Raw genomic sequence first — 16,542 nt, 5'->3', positions numbered from 1 at the left:
GACGAGGCGTCAGACAGCCAGGGTCTCGGCGGACTTGGCGGCGTCGGAGGTGCCGGGAGCCTCGGCCCCGACCACCGGCGGCTTGGGCAGCACGACGTACAGCAGGCCGGAGATCACGATGGTGGCGACCCAGCCGAGGCCGTACTCACCGACCGGGTTGTTCGCGGAGAGCGGGCCCGTGAACCAGTCGGACTTGGTGAACATCAGGCCGCCGACCAGGCCCACCGCCCAGGCGATGACAGCGGCGGGGGAGAAGCCGGCCTTGTACCAGTAGGCGCTCGTACGCGTCGTGTCGAGCAGCGCCTTCGCGTCGTACTCGGTGCGGCGCAGCATGTCCGCGCCGAACACGCCGACCCAGGCCGAGAACGCGACGGCGAGCAGCGAGAGGAAGGCGATGAAGGAGCCCATGAAGCTGGTGGCGACCAGCATCAGGATGCCGCCGAAGACCAGCGAGATGACCGCGTTGACGGAGACCGCCCAGTGCCGCGGGATCTTGAAGCCGAGGGTCTGCGCGGTGAAGCCCGCCGAGTACATCGACATCGAGTTGATGAGCAGCATGCCGACGAGCGCGATCAGCAGGTAGGGCACCGCGATCCACATGGGCAGGATCTCGCCGAGGAAGGACACCGGGTCGGCGGCCGAGGCGAGGTCCGGCGTCGAGACGGCCATGACCGCGCCCATCAGGACCATGGGAAGCACCACGATGCCGGCGCCGCCGATCGAGTTGCCCACGATCGCCTTCGAGGAGGCGGTGCGGGGCAGGTAGCGGGCGAAGTCGGGGGCGGAGGGGATCCAGCTGACACCGCCCGCGGCGATCATGCCGATGCCCGCGACCATCAGCGAGGTCTTGCCCGCCGGCTGGTGGACGACGGCGGACCAGTCGGTGTTCAGCACCAGGTAGACGAGCACCAGGACCGAGAACGCGCCGAACAGGAACGTCGCGTACTTGTTGCACTTCTGGACGACGTGGATGCCGAGGCCCGAGATGGCGAACGTGATGACCACGAAGACGGCGAGCGTGACGATGATCAGGAACGTGTTGCTCTTGATCCCGAAGAGGATGTCGAGCACGGTCAGCACCGCATAGGCGCCGGTCACCGCGTTGATGGTCTCCCAGCCCCAGCGCGCCACCCAGATCAGGGAGCCGGGCAGCAGATTGCCGCGCTGGCCGAACACCGCGCGCGACAGCGCCATGCCGGGGGCGCCGCCGCGCTTGCCCGCGATCCCGATGAGCCCGACCAGGCCGTACGAGAGGATGGGCGCGCACACGGCGACCACGATCGCCTGCCAGAAGTTGAGCTTGTACGCGACGACGAGGCTGGCGCCCATCGTGAGCAGCAGCACGCTGATGTTCGCGGCGACCCAGGTGGGGAAGAGCTCGCGGGTTCTGGCGGTGCGCTCCGCGTCCGGCACGGGCTCCAGGCCACGTGTTTCCAGGGCGCTCTGCGCTTCGTCGGGGGAGCCGGTGTCGTTCATGGGGGTGGAGTTCCGTGCCTCTCGCTCGGCTCGACGCTGAGCCGGTGGGGGTAGTCGAAGGGGACTCTACGCGCGTTGATGCAGCTACCTCTATCGTACTTTAATCTGACACCTGCCCCATAATTCCCTTCCGTTCTCGGAGGAAGGTACAAACTGGGCCCTCGCGGACTCGTACCCGATACTGGGAGCGTTATGGAATTCGTCATCCTTGCTGTAGTCATCGCCCTGGTCGCGGTCGGCGCGATCAGCGGGCTCGTGGTCAGCAGCCGCAAGAAGAAGCAGCTGCCGCCCACCGCGCCGCCGAGCACGCCGACCATCACAGCCCCGCCCGCAGAGCCTCAGGTCGGTGAGGACGCCGCGGAGACGGCGGAGGAACCGCGCCGCACCATCGAGGAGGTCGGCCTTCCCGAGGCTCCCGCCACCCCGGTCGTCATCGAGGAGCCCGCCGCCCCCGAGGCGCCGGCGCTCGATGTGCCGGAGCCGACCGCCGGCCGGCTCGTCCGGCTGCGGGCCCGCCTCGCCCGCTCGCAGAACTCGCTCGGCAAGGGTCTGCTCACCCTGCTCTCCCGCGAACACCTCGACGAGGACACCTGGGAGGAGATCGAGGACACCCTGCTGACCGCCGACGTCGGCGTCGCGCCCACCCAGGAGCTGGTCGACCGGCTCCGCGAGCGCGTCCGGGTGCTCGGCACCCGCACCCCCGACGACCTGCGCACCCTGCTGCGCGAGGAACTCCTCTCCCTGCTCGGCACGGACTTCGACCGCGAGGTCAAGACCGAGGGCGGCGAGACCGTCCCCGGCGTCGTCATGGTCGTCGGCGTGAACGGCACCGGCAAGACCACCACCACCGGCAAGCTCGCCCGTGTCCTGGTCGCCGACGGCAAGTCCGTCGTGCTCGGCGCGGCCGACACCTTCCGTGCCGCCGCCGCCGACCAGCTCCAGACCTGGGGCGAGCGCGTCGGCGCCCGTACCGTGCGCGGCCCCGAGGGCGGCGACCCCGCCTCGATCGCGTTCGACGCCGTCAAGGAGGGCATCGCCGAGGGCGCGGACGTCGTGCTCATCGACACCGCGGGCCGGCTGCACACCAAGACCGGCCTCATGGACGAGCTCGGCAAGGTCAAGCGCGTCGTGGAGAAGCACGGCCCGCTCGACGAGGTGTTGCTGGTGCTCGACGCCACGACCGGGCAGAACGGCCTGGTCCAGGCCCGCGTGTTCGCCGAGGTCGTCGACATCACCGGCATCGTCCTGACCAAGCTCGACGGCACCGCCAAGGGCGGCATCGTCATCGCCGTCCAGCGCGAACTGGGCGTCCCCGTCAAGCTCGTCGGACTCGGCGAGGGCGCGGACGACCTGGCCCCGTTCGAGCCGGAGGCGTTCGTCGACGCGCTGATCGGCGACTGAGCCCCGTCCCTGGCACACCGACGCCCCGCCGCATCTGCCCGATGCGGCGGGGCGTCGGCGCGTTCACGGCCTAGGCCGCCGAACGGTGGCAGATGTACGCCAGCGTGCCGAGCAGGAGGCGGGCCTCCGGGGGGCGGGTCGCGGTGTCGAGCGACGGCGGGCGCAGCCAGTTCACCTCGCCCGACGGCGGCGCCGGCACATAGCTGCCGCGCGGCGGGCAGCGCAGGTCGAGGACCGCGTCGTCCCAGCCCATCCGGTAGAGCAGCCGGGGGAGTTCGGCGCAGGCGCCCGGCGCGACGTAGAAGTGGGTGCGGCCGGTGGGCGTCGAGGACACCGGGCCCAGGGGCAGCCCCATGCGCTCCAGGCGCACCAGTGCCCGCCGGCCCGCGGGGGCCGCCACGTCCAGCACGTCGAAGGTCCGCCCGACCGGCAGCAGCACCGCGGCGCCCGGGCACTGCGACCAGGCCTCGGTGACGTCGTCGAGCGTGGCCCCCGCCGGGACCTCGGGCGTGAAGGCGAGCGGATGGGCGCCCGGCTCCGTGCACGTGGAACTGCCGCACGAGCAGGCGCCGTTCAGGGCCCGGGCGCCCGGCGCCACGGCCCAGCCCCACAGGCCGGTGTACTCGGCGACGGCCGTGACCTCGCTGGTGCGGGTCGTGCGTGTGGAGCGGCCGCGGCGCCAAGAGCCGGGCCGGGTCTCCCTGATGCCCCGGCTGCCGCCGATCGTGAAGCCCATGCCCCCTCCAACGGGTCTGCCGCGTCGGTGGTTACGACGCCAGTGACGTGGTCGTGACGATCCGGAGTTTTCCCGTCACTTTCCGTTTCCGCCAGGTCGGACGCGGTCGTGAAAGGGGTGGTGCGATGCGCTTCGTGCGCCCCGGCTCACTCCGCTCCACCCGACGCTGATCGTCATGTGTCAAGTGAATCGCGCCTGGCGGCAAGGGAGTTCATTCGATGGGGTGGCGAATGGTGGCGTTTCTGGAATCGCCATGGCCGGACGGGTGATCGTAGGATTACCGTCGGTACACAGACCTGGGGGGTGGGCGCACCCGTGGGTATGCCGGAGGCAAGGCGGTTTCCGGTCCGAGCGGGTGCAACCGCGGGACAGGGGGCCCAACTAGCGGCATTCTGATAGGGGTTCGCGCGATCGACGCACAACCGACGCACATGAGGCTTCAGCAGATTGGGGGCGTTCCAGTGGGCGGCAGTGGGGCTAGCGGGACGAGCGCCGGAAAGCGCCCCAACGAACAGCTGGGTTCGTGGTTCGTACGGAGCGGCTGGTCGAAGGGCGAGCTGGCGCGCCAGGTGAACCGGCGGGCGCGCCAGATGGGCGCCCACCACATCAGCACCGACACCTCCAGAGTCCGGCGCTGGCTCGACGGCGAGATGCCGCGCGAGCCCATTCCGCGCATCCTCTCGGAGCTGTTCTCGGAGCGCTTCGGGAGCATCGTCGCGATCGAGGACCTCGGCCTGCGCCAGGCCCACCAGTCGCCCTCGGTGTCCGGTGTCGACCTGCCCTGGGCCGGGCCCCAGACGGTGTCGCTGCTCAGCGAGTTCTCGCGCAGCGACCTCATGCTCGCCCGGCGCGGCTTCCTCGGCACCTCGCTGATGCTGGCCGCGGGCCCCGCCCTGATCGAGCCCATGCAGCGCTGGCTCGTGCCCTCCCTCGCGGGCGAGCCCGGGCCCCCGGAGACCGCCGCCAGCGCGCGGCGCCCCTCCCGGCTCTCCCGGCCCGAGCTGGAACTGCTCGAATCCACCACCGCGATGTTCCGCCAGTGGGACGCCCAGTGCGGCGGCGGACTGCGCCGCAAGGCCGTGGTCGGCCAGCTCCACGAGGTGACCGACCTGCTCCAGGAACCCCAGCCGGCCGACACCTCCAAGCGCCTGTTCAAGTGCGCGGCCGAACTCGCGGAGCTCGCGGGCTGGATGAGCTACGACGTCGGCCTCCAGCCCACCGCCCAGAAGTACTTCGTGCTGGCTCTGCACGCCGCCAAGGAGGCGGGCGACAAGCCGCTCGGCTCGTACATCCTGTCCTCCATGAGCCGCCAGATGATCCACCTCGGCCGGCCCGACGACGCGCTCGAACTCATCCACCTCGCCCAGTACGGCAGCCGCGACTGCGCCACCGCCCGCACCCAGGCCATGCTGTACGCGATGGAGGCCCGCGCCTACGCCAACATGGGCCAGCCCAGCAAGACCAAGCGCGCCGCCCGGATGGCCGAGGACACCTTCGGTGACGCCGGGCTCGACGGCGAGCCGGATCCCGACTGGATCCGCTTCTTCTCCGAGGCGGAGCTCAACGGGGAGAACGCCCACTCCTACCGCGACCTCGCCTATGTGGCCGGCCGCAGCCCCACCTACGCCTCGCTCGCCGAGCCCGTCATGGAACGGGCGGTCGCCCTGTTCGGCAAGGACGAGGAGCACCAGCGCAGCTACGCCCTGAACCTCATCGGGATGGCCACCGTGCACCTGCTCAAGCGGGAGCCCGAGCAGTCGACCGTGCTGGCCGAGCAGGCCCTCAGGGTCGCCAAACGGGTCCGCTCCGAGCGGGTCAACACCCGGCTGCGCAAGACCGTCGACACCGCCGCGCGCGACTTCTCGGACGTGGCCGAGGTGGTGCGGATGACCGACCTGCTCACCAAGGAGCTGCCCGAGACGGCCGAGGCCGTCTGACCCGCCCGCCGTCGCCCGGCCCCGCGACGGCATACAAGACCCCGGCCGCGACACCTACCCCGTTCAGCCCGACTCGGCTCCCCCACGCCAGGTCAAACGGGTGGCGTCGCGGCCGGTCCGCCAGGTGCGGGCGCCTTCGGAGGGCGGCCGCCGCACCCCGGCCGATCCGGCAGTTCACGGGCGCGTAACACGCCCGCCTCCTTCGTCACCGCGGTGAAACATCGAGCGGCATCGACGGAAACCGCGCTGGGACAACCTCATGGCGCATAACCGGCCCCCGGCCAGTTCCCGCCCGAGTAACGCCCCCGCACGGGCCGTACCGACGACGAGGAGACGCCGATGCCTCCAGGCATCACGCTCGCGGCTGCCGCTCCGCAGCTGTCCAGCGCCAACACCGGATTCATGCTGATCTGCTCAGCGCTGGTGATGATCATGACGCCCGGCCTCGCCTTCTTCTACGGAGGCATGGTCCGCGTCAAGAGCACCCTCAACATGCTGATGATGAGCTTCATCAGCCTCGGCATCGTCACGATCCTGTGGGTGCTCTACGGATTCAGCCTGACCTTCGGCGAGAGCAACGGCTTCATCGGCTGGTCCAAGGACTACTTCGGGCTCAGCGGCATCGGCCTCGTCCAGCTCTGGCCCGGATACACCATCCCGATCTACGTCTTCGCCGTGTTCCAGCTGATGTTCGCGGTCATCACGCCCGCGCTCATAAGCGGGGCGCTCGCCGACCGCGTCAAGTTCACCGCCTGGTCCCTGTTCACCGCCCTGTGGGTCACCGTCGTCTACTTCCCCGTCGCGCACTGGGTGTGGGCCTCGGACGGCTGGCTCTTCAAGAAGGGCGTCATCGACTTCGCCGGCGGCACCGCCGTGCACATCAACGCGGGTGCGGCCGCCCTCGGCGTGATCCTCGTCATCGGCAAGCGGGTCGGCTTCAAGAAGGATCCGATGCGGCCGCACAGCCTGCCGCTCGTCATGCTCGGCGCGGCCCTGCTGTGGTTCGGCTGGTTCGGCTTCAACGCCGGCTCCTGGCTCGGCAACGACGACGGCGTGGGCGCCGTGATGTTCGTCAACACCCAGGTCGCCACGGCCGCGGCCATGCTCGCCTGGCTGCTCTACGAGAAACTGCGCCACGGCTCCTTCACCACCCTCGGCGCCGCCTCCGGCGCGGTCGCGGGCCTCGTCGCGATCACCCCCGCGGGCGGCTGCGTCAGCCCGCTGGGCGCGATCGCGGTCGGCGCTATCGCGGGCGTCCTGTGCGCCATGGCCGTCGGCCTCAAGTACCGCTTCGGATTCGACGACTCGCTCGACGTCGTCGGCGTCCACATGGTCGGCGGGATCACCGGCTCGCTGCTCATCGGCCTCTTCGCCACCGGCGGCGTACAGTCCACCGCCAAGGGCCTCTTCTACGGAGGCGGCCTCGACCAGCTCGGCAAGCAGGCCATCGGAGTCGGCGCGGTCCTCGGCTACTCCCTCGTGGTCTCCGCGGTCCTCGCCTTCGCCCTCGACAAGACGATCGGGATGCGGGTGCCGGAGGACGACGAGGTCTCCGGCATCGACCAGGTCGAGCACGCCGAGACCGCGTACGACTTCAGCGGCGCGGGCGGCGGCACCATTCCCCGCAAGGCCGTGCCGGTCCCGGGTGACGTGGCAGCGAACAAGAAGGTGGACGCATGAGGCTCATCACCGCGGTCGTCAAACCGCACCGGCTCGACGAGATCAAGGAGGCCCTCCATGCCTTCGGCGTCCAGGGCCTGACCGTCACCGAGGCCAGCGGCTACGGCCGCCAGCGCGGCCACACCGAGGTCTACCGCGGCGCCGAGTACACCGTCGACCTCGTCCCCAAGATCCGCATAGAGGTCCTGGTCGAGGACGAGGACGCCGAGGAACTCATCGACGTCGTGGTCAAGGCGGCCCGCACCGGAAAGATCGGCGACGGCAAGGTGTGGAGCGTGCCCGTCGAGACCGCGGTCCGGGTACGGACCGGCGAACGCGGACCTGACGCACTGTAGGGGCGTCCGGTGGGCCCCGGCGGGGCCGTGCCCACCGACGACACCCCGGGAACACGGCAAGGAGCTGCTGGGTGACGAGCGTTGAAGTGAGTACCGGATCCAACGACGGCGACTCGGAGCCCGGTGGTTACGCGGCGGCCCGGCTGCGCCTTCTCACCGAGAAGGGGCGGTCCGGGCCGCCGCGCCGCACGGCCCTGTCCCGGCTGACCGACGCCTGGCTGGCCACCCTGTTCGCCGGCGCGGTCGAGGGGGCCGGGGTGGGCGGGGCCGCCCTGGTCGCGGTCGGCGGCTACGGACGCGGCGAACTCTCCCCGCGCAGCGACCTCGATCTGCTGCTCCTGCACGACGGGCGGGCCGACGCCGGGGCCCTCGCCCTGCTCGCCGACCGGCTTTGGTACCCGGTGTGGGACCTCGGCCTCGCCCTCGACCACTCGGTGCGCACCCCCGCCCAGGCCCGCAAAACGGCCGGCGAGGACCTCAAGGTGCAGCTCGGCCTCCTGGACGCCCGCCATGTGGCCGGCGACCTCGGCCTCACCACGGCGCTGCGCACCACCGTCCTCGCCGACTGGCGCAACACCGCCCCCAGGCGGCTGCCCGAGCTCGACGAGCTGTGCCGCGAACGGGCCCAGCGCCAGGGCGAGTTGCAGTACCTGCTCGAAGGCGACCTCAAGGAGGCCAGGGGCGGGCTGCGGGACGCGACCGCCCTGCGCGCGGTCGCCGCCTCCTGGCTCGCGGACGCCCCTCGCGAAGGCCTCGCCGAGGCCCGGCGCCGGCTGCTCGACGTGCGCGACGCGCTGCACCTGTGCACCGGCCGCGCCACCGACCGCCTCGCCCTCCAGGAGCAGGACGCGGTGGCGGCCGAACTGGCGCTCCTGGACGCTGATGTGATGCTCCGTCAGGTATCGGAGTCGGCCCGCGTCATCTCCTACGCCGGTGACGTCACCTGGCGCGAGGTCGGCCGCGTGCTGCGCGCCCGCTCCGCCCGCCCCCGGCTGCGCCAGCTGTTCGGCGGCGGGCGCCCCGGCGCCCCCGAACGCACCCCGCTCGCCGAAGGCGTCGTCGAACAGGACGGTGAGGTCGTCCTCGCGCTCGCCGCCCGCCCCGAGAAGGATCCCGTCCTCGCGCTGCGCGCCGCCGCCGCGGCCGCCCAGGCGGGCCTGCCCATCTCCCTGCACGCCGTACGCCGTCTGGCGGCCACGGCGGCCCCGCTGCCTACGCCCTGGCCCGCGGAGGCCCGCGACCGGCTCGTCTCGCTGCTCGGCGCGGGCGAGTCCACCGTCCCCGTGTGGGAGGCCCTCGAAGCGGAAGGGCTCGTCACCGCGCTGCTTCCCGACTGGGAACGGGTGCGCTGCCGGCCCCAGCGCAACGCCGTGCACACCTGGACGGTGGACCGCCACCTCGTCGAGACCGCGGTACGCGCCTCCCGGCTCACCCGCCGGGTGCACCGCCCCGACCTGCTCCTGGTCGCCGCCCTCCTGCACGACATCGGCAAGGGCTGGCCCGGCGACCACTCGGTGGCCGGCGAGACCATCGCCCGCGACGTCGCCACCCGGATCGGCTTCGACGCCGCCGACGTGGCCGTCGTCGCCACCCTCGTACGCCATCACCTGCTGCTCATCGAGACCGCGACCCGGCGCGACCTGGACGACCCGGTCACCGTGCGCTCGGTCGCCGAGGCCGTCGGCTCGACGGGCACCCTGGAACTGCTGCACGCCCTCACCGAGGCGGACGCGCTGGCCACCGGGCCGGCCGCCTGGTCGTCGTGGCGCGGCTCCCTCGTCGCGGACCTGGTCAAGCGGGCCTCGGCGGTCCTCGCGGGCGAGCCCGCCGACCCCGAACCCCCCGCGGTCACCGCCGAACAGGAACGCCTCGCCGTGGAAGCCCACCGCACCGGCGGCCCCGTCCTCGCGGTGCGGGCCCGCGCCGACGGCCCGGACGAACACGAACCCCTCGGCGTCGAGCTGCTCATCGCCGTCCCCGACCAGCCCGCCGTGCTGCCCCTGACGGCCGGGGTGCTGGCCCTGCACCGCCTCACCGTCCGCGCCGCCGACCTGCGCGCGGTCGAGCTCCCCGACCCGGTCGGCGGCCCGGTCCTGCTCCTGGACTGGCGGGTGGCCGCGGCCTACGGCTCGCTGCCGCAGGCCGCCCGGCTGCGGGCCGACCTGGTGCGGGCGCTCGACGGCTCCCTCGACATCGAGGCCCGCCTGGCCGAACGCGAGGCCGCCTACCCGCGCCGCCGCGCCGCCCCGGCCCCGCCGGCCCGGGTGACCGTCGCACCCTCGGCCTCCCGGCACGCCACCGTCATCGAGGTCCGCGCCCAGGACGTCCCCGGTCTTCTGCACCGCATCGGACACGCCCTGGAGGGCGCGGGCGTACGGGTGCGCTCCGCACACGTCTCGACGCTCGGCTCCAACGCCGTGGACGCCTTCTATGTCACGGACGCGGAGGGCGCGGCCCTCGGCGCGGGGGAGGCGGCCCGGGTGGCGGGGCAGCTGGAGGCGGCCCTGGGAGAGGTGCCCCGGCCCGCGTGAGCAAGCCCGGCGGGGGAAGGGCTGTGCAGGCACCCCCGCGTACCCCCACCCGCCGGGATACCCTGGGGTTCGTTCACCCGACCGCCCCACGAGCCGAGGACCCGCGACCACCGTGTTCGATACCCTTTCCGACCGCCTGAGTGCGACGTTCAAGAACCTCCGGGGCAAAGGACGCTTGAGCGAGGCGGACATCGACGCCACGGCGCGCGAGATCCGCATCGCTCTGCTTGAGGCCGACGTCGCGCTGCCCGTAGTCCGCGCCTTCATCAAGCAGGTCAAGGAGCGCGCGTCCGGCATCGAGGTCTCCCAGGCCCTCAATCCCGCCCAGCAGGTCATCAAGATCGTCAACGAGGAGCTCATCGGCATCCTCGGCGGCGAGACCCGGCGCCTGCGGTTCGCCAAGACCGCGCCGACCGTGATCATGCTCGCGGGCCTCCAGGGTGCCGGTAAGACCACCCTCGCCGGAAAGCTCGGCAAGTGGCTGAAGGGGCAGGGCCACTCCCCGCTCCTGGTGGCCTGTGACCTCCAGCGCCCCAACGCCGTCAACCAGCTGAGCGTCGTCGCCGAGCGCGCCGGAGTCGCGGTCTACGCGCCGGAGCCGGGCAACGGCGTCGGCGACCCGGTCAAGGTCGCCAAGGACTCCATCGAGTACGCCCGTTCCAAGCAGTACGACGTCGTCGTGGTCGACACCGCCGGACGCCTCGGCATCGACCAGGAGCTGATGCAGCAGGCCGCGGACATCCGCGACGCCGTCAGCCCCGACGAGGTCCTCTTCGTCGTCGACGCGATGATCGGCCAGGACGCGGTCAACACCGCCGAGGCCTTCCGCGACGGCGTCGGCTTCGACGGCGTGGTGCTCTCCAAGCTCGACGGCGACGCCCGCGGCGGTGCGGCGCTCTCGATCGCCCACGTCACGGGCAAGCAGATCATGTTCGCCTCCAACGGCGAGAAGCTGGAGGACTTCGACGCCTTCCACCCGGACCGGATGGCGTCCCGCATCCTCGACATGGGTGACCTGCTCACCCTGATCGAGCAGGCGGAGAAGACGTTCAGCCAGGCCGAGGCCGAGAAGATGGCCTCCAAGCTGGCGTCCAGCAAGGGCGGGAAGGACTTCACGCTCGACGACTTCCTGGCCCAGATGGAGCAGGTCCGCAAGATGGGCTCCATCTCCAAGCTGCTCGGCATGCTGCCCGGCATGGGGCAGATCAAGGACCAGATCAACAACATCGACGAGCGCGACGTGGACCGCACCGCGGCCATCATCAAGTCGATGACCCCCGGCGAGCGCCACGACCCGACCATCATCAACGGCTCGCGCCGCGCCCGTATCGCCAGGGGCTCCGGCGTCGAGGTCAGCGCGGTCAAGAACCTCGTCGAGCGGTTCTTCGACGCCCGCAAGATGATGTCCCGGATGGCCCAGGGCGGCGGCATGCCGGGCATGCCGGGGATGCCGGGCATGGGCGGCGGCCCCGGCCGGCAGAAGAAGCAGGTCAAGCAGGGCAAGGGCAAGCGCAAGAGCGGCAACCCGATGAAGCGCAAGGCCGAGGAGGCCGCGGCCGCCGAGCGCAAGGCGCAGGGCGGCGCGCTCGGGCTTCCCTCCGCCGAGGAGCAGAAGAACTTCGAGCTGCCCGACGAGTTCAAGAAGTTCATGGGCTGACCGCCCGCGTACGACTGTGTGGGGCGCCTTCCGGTGGATCGGGAAGGCGCCCCACGCGTATGCGGGCACCCCGTCAGGACCCGCCCGGAATGCCTTATTTATGCGGGTCTCCAATAATGGCGCGTACCGGCCATGAGGAGAGCACGTGCCCACTTCCGTACCCCCGCGCGACCGCCCCGACCAGCCGTGGCGCTCGGAAGGGGCGCCCCCGCCGCCCGCGCCGAAGAAGAAGATGCCCGGCGGCTGGGGCCGGCTGATCCTCACCGCCCTGATCGTCTACCTGATCACCAACCTGATCCTGTCGTTCTTCAACGACGGCGACGAGCCGACCGTCTCGTACACCGAGTTCAGCAAGCAGGTCACGGCCGGAAACGTCTCCAAGATCTACGCCAAGGGCGACGCCATCCAGGGCCAGCTCAAGAACAAGGCGCCCGTCCCCTCCGGCGAGGGCAGCGGCGACTACACGAAGTTCACCACCCAGCGCCCCACCTTCGCCGACGACGACCTGTGGGCCCAGCTGACCAAGCAGAACGTCACCGTCACCGCCGAGCCCGTCGTCGAACACCGCAGCTTCCTCGCCAACCTGCTCATCTCGCTCGCCCCGATGCTGCTGCTCGTCGTCCTGTGGCTGTTCATCGCCCGGCGCATGAGCGCGGGCCTCGGCGGGGGCGCCGGCGGGATGCTCGGCCGCAAGACGCCGCCCAAACCGGTCGAGATGGCCGAGGACAAGCGCACCACGTTCAAGGACGTGGCCGGCATCGACGAGGTCGAGGGCGAGCTCAACGACGTCGTCGACTTCCTCAAGAACCCCGGCGCCTACCACGAGATGGGCGCCCGCATGCCCGGCGGCGTCCTGCTCGCGGGCCCGCCCGGCACCGGCAAGACGCTGCTCGCGCGGGCCGTCGCGGGGGAGGCCGGGGTGCCGTTCTTCTCGGCGTCGGCCTCCGAGTTCATCGAGATGATCGTGGGCGTCGGCGCCTCCCGGGTCCGCGAACTGTTCGCCGAGGCCCGCAAGGTCGCCCCCGCGATCGTCTTCATCGACGAGATCGACACCATCGGCCGGGCCCGCGGCTCCGGCTCCGGCATGGGCGGCCACGACGAACGCGAACAGACCCTCAACCAGATCCTCACCGAGATGGACGGCTTCACCGGCTCCGAAGGCGTCATCGTGCTCGCCGCCACCAACCGGGCCGACGTCCTGGACCCGGCGCTCACCCGGCCCGGCCGCTTCGACCGCATCGTCCACGTCAGCCCGCCCGACCGGGGCGGCCGCGAGGCGATCTTGAAGATCCACACCCGTGAGATCCCGATGGCGCCGAACGTCGACCTGGAACAGGTCGCCCGCACCACCCCCGGCATGACCGGAGCCGACCTCGCCAACCTCGCCAACGAGGCGGCCCTGCTCGCCGTCAAGCGCCAGCAGCGCGAGGTCACCCAGTCCGACCTCTCCGACGCCCTCGAAAAGGTCCAACTCGGCGCGGAGCGGCCCCTGGTGATGCCGTACGAGGAGCGCCGGCGCACCGCGTACCACGAGAGCGGGCACGCGCTGCTCGGCATGCTCCAGCCCGGCGCCGACCCGGTCCGCAAGGTCACCATCGTGCCGCGCGGCCGCGCCCTCGGCGTCACCCTGTCGACCCCGGACGCCGACAAGTACGCCTACACCGAGGAATATCTGCGCGGCCGCGTCATCGGGGCGCTCGGCGGCATGGCGGCCGAGCAGATCGTCTTCGACGTCATCACCACCGGCGCCGAGAACGACCTGGAACAGGTCACCAACATCGTGCGCGGCATGGTCGGCCGCTGGGGCATGAGCGAGAAGATCGGCCCGCTGTCCGCGCTGCCGGGCGACGCCCAGCAGGCGTACGGGCTCTCGGCGGCGCCCGGCACCCTGGACACCATCGCCGTCGAAATGCGCCGCATCGTCGACGAGTGCTACGACAAGGCGTGCCGCCTCCTGCGCGAGAACCGCGACAAGCTGGACGCCCTCGCGGAGGCCCTGCTCGCCAACGAGACCCTGGAGGAGGCCGCGGCCTACCGCGCGGCCGGCATCCCGCGCCTGTCGAAAACGGAGGCCTAGCCGCGCGCGGACCCCGGGCGCCCCCAACTCCCTTACTTCGCAAGGTGGTTACCGGAAGCTCACGGCGTGCGGGCGATCAGATAGCGGAAGACGTTCGGCATCCACACCGTGCCGTCGCGGCGCACGTGCCCGTGCAGCGCCTCGACGATCTCCTTCTCCACCTGCGCCTGATCGGTGGCGCGGGCCGCCGCGTCGAAGGCGCCGGTCGACATCAGACCCCGTATCGCGCTGTCCAGATCCGCGTAGCCGAACGGGCACGCCACCCGGCCGGAACCGTCCGGCCTGAGCCCCGCGCGGGCCGCCACGTCCTCCAGGTCGTCGCGCAGGCTCGGCCGCCAGCGCGGCGCATCGCTCACGCGGGTCGTGAGCCGGGTCGCCACCCGCAGCACCGCCGAGGTGGCACACCGCTCCGGCGGCCCCCATCCGGCGAGCACCACGGGGCTGTCGCGCTCCGCGAGCCCCACGGCCTCCTCCAGGGCGGGCACCAGGTCTTCCGTATCGCCGGCCGCACAGCCGACGGGCTCGAAGGCGGTGATCACGTCGAACGGGGGCGAGTCCGGTTCCGCCGCGTCGGCGGGACCGCCCGCGACCAGCCGGGCCGCACCCCGCCCCGTGGCGCCCCGGCGCCCGGAATCCGGGGCCAGCCGCTCGCGCGCCAGCGCCAGTCGCGCGGCCCGCTCCGGGCCGTCCACGCCGGTCACCGCCGCGCCGCGCGAGGCCGCGATCAGCAGGGCGAGCCCCGAGCCGCAGCCGAGGCCGAGCAGCCGGGTCTGCGGGCCCACGTCGAGCCGTTCGTAGGCCGCCTCGAAGAGGGGGACGAGCATCCGTTCCTGGATCTCCGCCCAGTCCCGCGCGCGCCCGGTCGTGCCCGCCGAAGGGGCGGTGGCCGTGCGGGAGTGATGCCGGACGAGCGTTGGTGTCATGGAAAGCGCCCCAATCCGCCGAGAGGTCAGCTGTGCCCTGATTGACAGCCCCCCGTGAATGTCCGTACGCACTTCCCCCGTATGCCAGGGAACTCCGCATCCCGGCCCGCGTCCAGAGGGCGGAGCCATCAACCGCGCCCCAGCCCCCGGCCGGAAGGCGATTCACGCTCCACCACGCGGGCGCCGTACCATTCGCGCCATGGCAAAGGCACCCGTTCTCACGCCCCAGGCGGAAGACTTTCCGCGCTGGTACCAGGATCTGATCAACAAGGCCGAGCTCGCGGACAACGGCCCGGTGCGCGGCACCATGGTGATCCGACCGTACGGCTACGGCCTCTGGGAGCGGATGCAGCAGGAGATGGACGCGCGCATCAAGGACGCAGGCGCCCAGAACGCCTACTTCCCGCTCTTCATCCCCCAGTCTTACCTGACTCGCGAAGCTGAGCACGTCGAGGGCTTCGCGCCCGAGCTCGCGGTGGTCACCCACGGTGGCGGCAAGGAGCTCGAAGAGCCCGTCGTGGTCCGCCCCACCTCCGAGACGATCATCAACGCCTCCTTCTCGAAGTGGGTCCAGAGCTACCGCGACCTGCCGCTGCTCATCAACCAGTGGGCGAACGTGGTCCGTTGGGAGATGCGCCCGCGCGTCTTCCTCCGTACGAGCGAATTCCTGTGGCAGGAGGGGCACACCGCCCACGCCACCTACGAGGAGGCCCGCGACTACGCCGCGCGCATCCACCGGGACGTCTACGCCGACTTCATGATCAACGTGCTCGGCATCGACGTCGTCCTCGGCCGCAAGACCGCCAAGGAACGCTTCGCCGGAGCCATCAACACCCTCACCCTGGAAGGGATGATGGGCGACGGCAAGGCCCTTCAGATGGGCACCAGCCACGAACTGGGCACCAACTTCGCCAAGGCCTTCAACACCCAGTACCTGTCCAAGGACGGCAACCAGGAGCTGGTCTGGCAGACCTCCTGGGGCGTCTCCACCCGCATGGTCGGCGGCCTGATCATGTCGCACGGCGACGACAGCGGGCTGCGGGTGCCGCCGCGGCTCGCCGCCGTCCAGGTCGTCGTGATGGCGATCAAGGGCGACGAGGCCGTCGCCAAGGTCCGCGAGGTCGGCGACCGGCTCAAGGCCGCGGGCCTGCGCGTCCAGGTCGACGACCGGATCGACACCCCCTTCGGCCGCCGCGCCGTCGACTGGGAGCTCAAGGGCGTCCCGGTACGCGTCGAGATCGGCCCCCGCGACCTGGAGGCGGGCACCGCGATGCTGGCCCGCCGCATCCCCGGCGGCAAGGAACCCGTCTCCCTCGACGCCCTCGCCGAACTGCTGCCCGCCCTCCTCGAAGAGGACCAGGCGCTGCTCCTGGAGCAGTCCCGCGAGCGCCGCGAGTCCCGCACGAGCGACGTCGCCACCCTCGCCGAGGCGGCCGAAGCCGCGATCGCCGGCGGCTGGGCACGCATCCCGTGGGCCGACCTCGGCCCCGAGGGAGAGGCCAAGCTCGCCGAACAGGCCGTTTCCGTACGGTGCCTGGTGGCCGAGGACGGGTCCGTGCCCGACGCCGACGACGCACCCGGTACCGTCGCGATCGTGGCCCGCGCCTACTGAGACCGCGCCCGCGCCCCCGGGGGAGCCCGGCCGGCACAGGTGGCGCACAGGCCACCGACAGTCGGCCGAAACCCCTCTTGCGCGCCGGCCGGCGACGTCCGACAACGGTCGTTCCGGCGTGGGAAGTTCCCCTACACGCCGGGGCGTACCCGCCGCTACGTCATACCTTGGTGTGAG

General features: G+C 71.7%; 11 protein-coding genes. 8 read left to right on the top strand and 3 right to left on the bottom strand.

Annotated features, from left to right (window positions below; all coding sequences use genetic code 11):
* Positions 1–9: 9 nt before the first annotated feature.
* Positions 10–1,476, bottom strand: a complete 1,467-nt coding sequence (locus ACFYNP_RS26265; protein ID WP_388788748.1) for a cytosine permease — start codon at positions 1,474–1,476, stop codon at positions 10–12.
* Positions 1,477–1,668: 192 nt separating this feature from the next.
* Here ACFYNP_RS26265 and ftsY point away from each other — a divergent pair, with 192 nt between their 5' ends.
* Positions 1,669–2,877 carry a signal recognition particle-docking protein FtsY gene (ftsY, locus tag ACFYNP_RS26260; RefSeq protein WP_388788745.1) on the top strand — a complete coding sequence of 403 codons (1,209 nt, stop codon included), beginning with the start codon at positions 1,669–1,671 and terminating at the stop codon, positions 2,875–2,877.
* Positions 2,878–2,947: 70 nt separating this feature from the next.
* On the opposite strand, the gene ACFYNP_RS26255 is transcribed toward ftsY, so the two are convergent.
* The gene (locus ACFYNP_RS26255) at positions 2,948–3,613 is read right to left on the bottom strand and encodes a bifunctional DNA primase/polymerase (RefSeq protein ID WP_388412203.1); all 666 of its coding nucleotides are present in this window, start codon (positions 3,611–3,613) and stop codon (positions 2,948–2,950) included.
* A 461-nt stretch (positions 3,614–4,074) separates the two neighbouring features.
* On the opposite strand from ACFYNP_RS26255, the gene ACFYNP_RS26250 reads away from it, so the two are divergent.
* The 6 genes from ACFYNP_RS26250 to ftsH all read left to right on the top strand — a co-directional run bounded on the left by ACFYNP_RS26250 (position 4,075) and on the right by ftsH (position 13,830).
* Positions 4,075–5,550, top strand: a complete 1,476-nt coding sequence (locus ACFYNP_RS26250; protein ID WP_388412399.1) for a hypothetical protein — start codon at positions 4,075–4,077, stop codon at positions 5,548–5,550.
* 339 nt (positions 5,551–5,889) lie between these two features.
* Positions 5,890–7,230, top strand: coding sequence for an ammonium transporter (locus tag ACFYNP_RS26245; RefSeq protein WP_388412205.1), 1,341 nt, complete (start codon positions 5,890–5,892; stop codon positions 7,228–7,230).
* Entirely contained in the window at positions 7,227–7,565 is a 339-nt protein-coding gene (locus ACFYNP_RS26240) for a P-II family nitrogen regulator (protein ID WP_100577951.1), read from the top strand. Before ACFYNP_RS26245 ends, ACFYNP_RS26240 begins: the two co-directional genes overlap by 4 nt.
* Positions 7,566–7,636: 71 nt before the next feature.
* Positions 7,637–10,096 (top strand): [protein-PII] uridylyltransferase, encoded by a 2,460-nt coding sequence (locus ACFYNP_RS26235; RefSeq protein ID WP_388788741.1) that lies wholly within the window; start codon positions 7,637–7,639, stop codon positions 10,094–10,096.
* 112 nt (positions 10,097–10,208) lie between these two features.
* On the top strand, positions 10,209–11,753 hold the full coding sequence (gene ffh / locus ACFYNP_RS26230) for a signal recognition particle protein (RefSeq protein ID WP_388788738.1): 1,545 nt from the start codon (positions 10,209–10,211) through the stop codon (positions 11,751–11,753).
* A 145-nt stretch (positions 11,754–11,898) separates the two neighbouring features.
* On the top strand, positions 11,899–13,830 hold the full coding sequence (gene ftsH / locus ACFYNP_RS26225; protein ID WP_388412212.1) for an ATP-dependent zinc metalloprotease FtsH: 1,932 nt from the start codon (positions 11,899–11,901) through the stop codon (positions 13,828–13,830).
* A 59-nt stretch (positions 13,831–13,889) separates the two neighbouring features.
* Here ftsH and ACFYNP_RS26220 read toward each other — a convergent pair whose 3' ends face one another.
* Complete coding sequence (locus tag ACFYNP_RS26220; RefSeq protein WP_388788736.1) at positions 13,890–14,753, bottom strand: SAM-dependent methyltransferase; 864 nt, start codon at positions 14,751–14,753, stop codon at positions 13,890–13,892.
* A gap of 199 nt (positions 14,754–14,952) precedes the next feature.
* On the opposite strand from ACFYNP_RS26220, the gene proS reads away from it, so the two are divergent.
* A complete protein-coding gene (gene proS, locus ACFYNP_RS26215) occupies positions 14,953–16,365 on the top strand; it encodes a proline--tRNA ligase (RefSeq protein WP_388412216.1) in 1,413 nt (470 codons plus the stop codon).
* The last annotated feature ends 177 nt before the right edge of the window (positions 16,366–16,542 follow it).

It is taken from the genome of Streptomyces sp. NPDC006691 (genome assembly GCF_042869955.1).
Taxonomy (GTDB): Bacteria; Actinomycetota; Actinomycetes; order Streptomycetales; family Streptomycetaceae; genus Streptomyces.
This window is presented reverse-complemented; position numbering and strand designations above follow the sequence as displayed.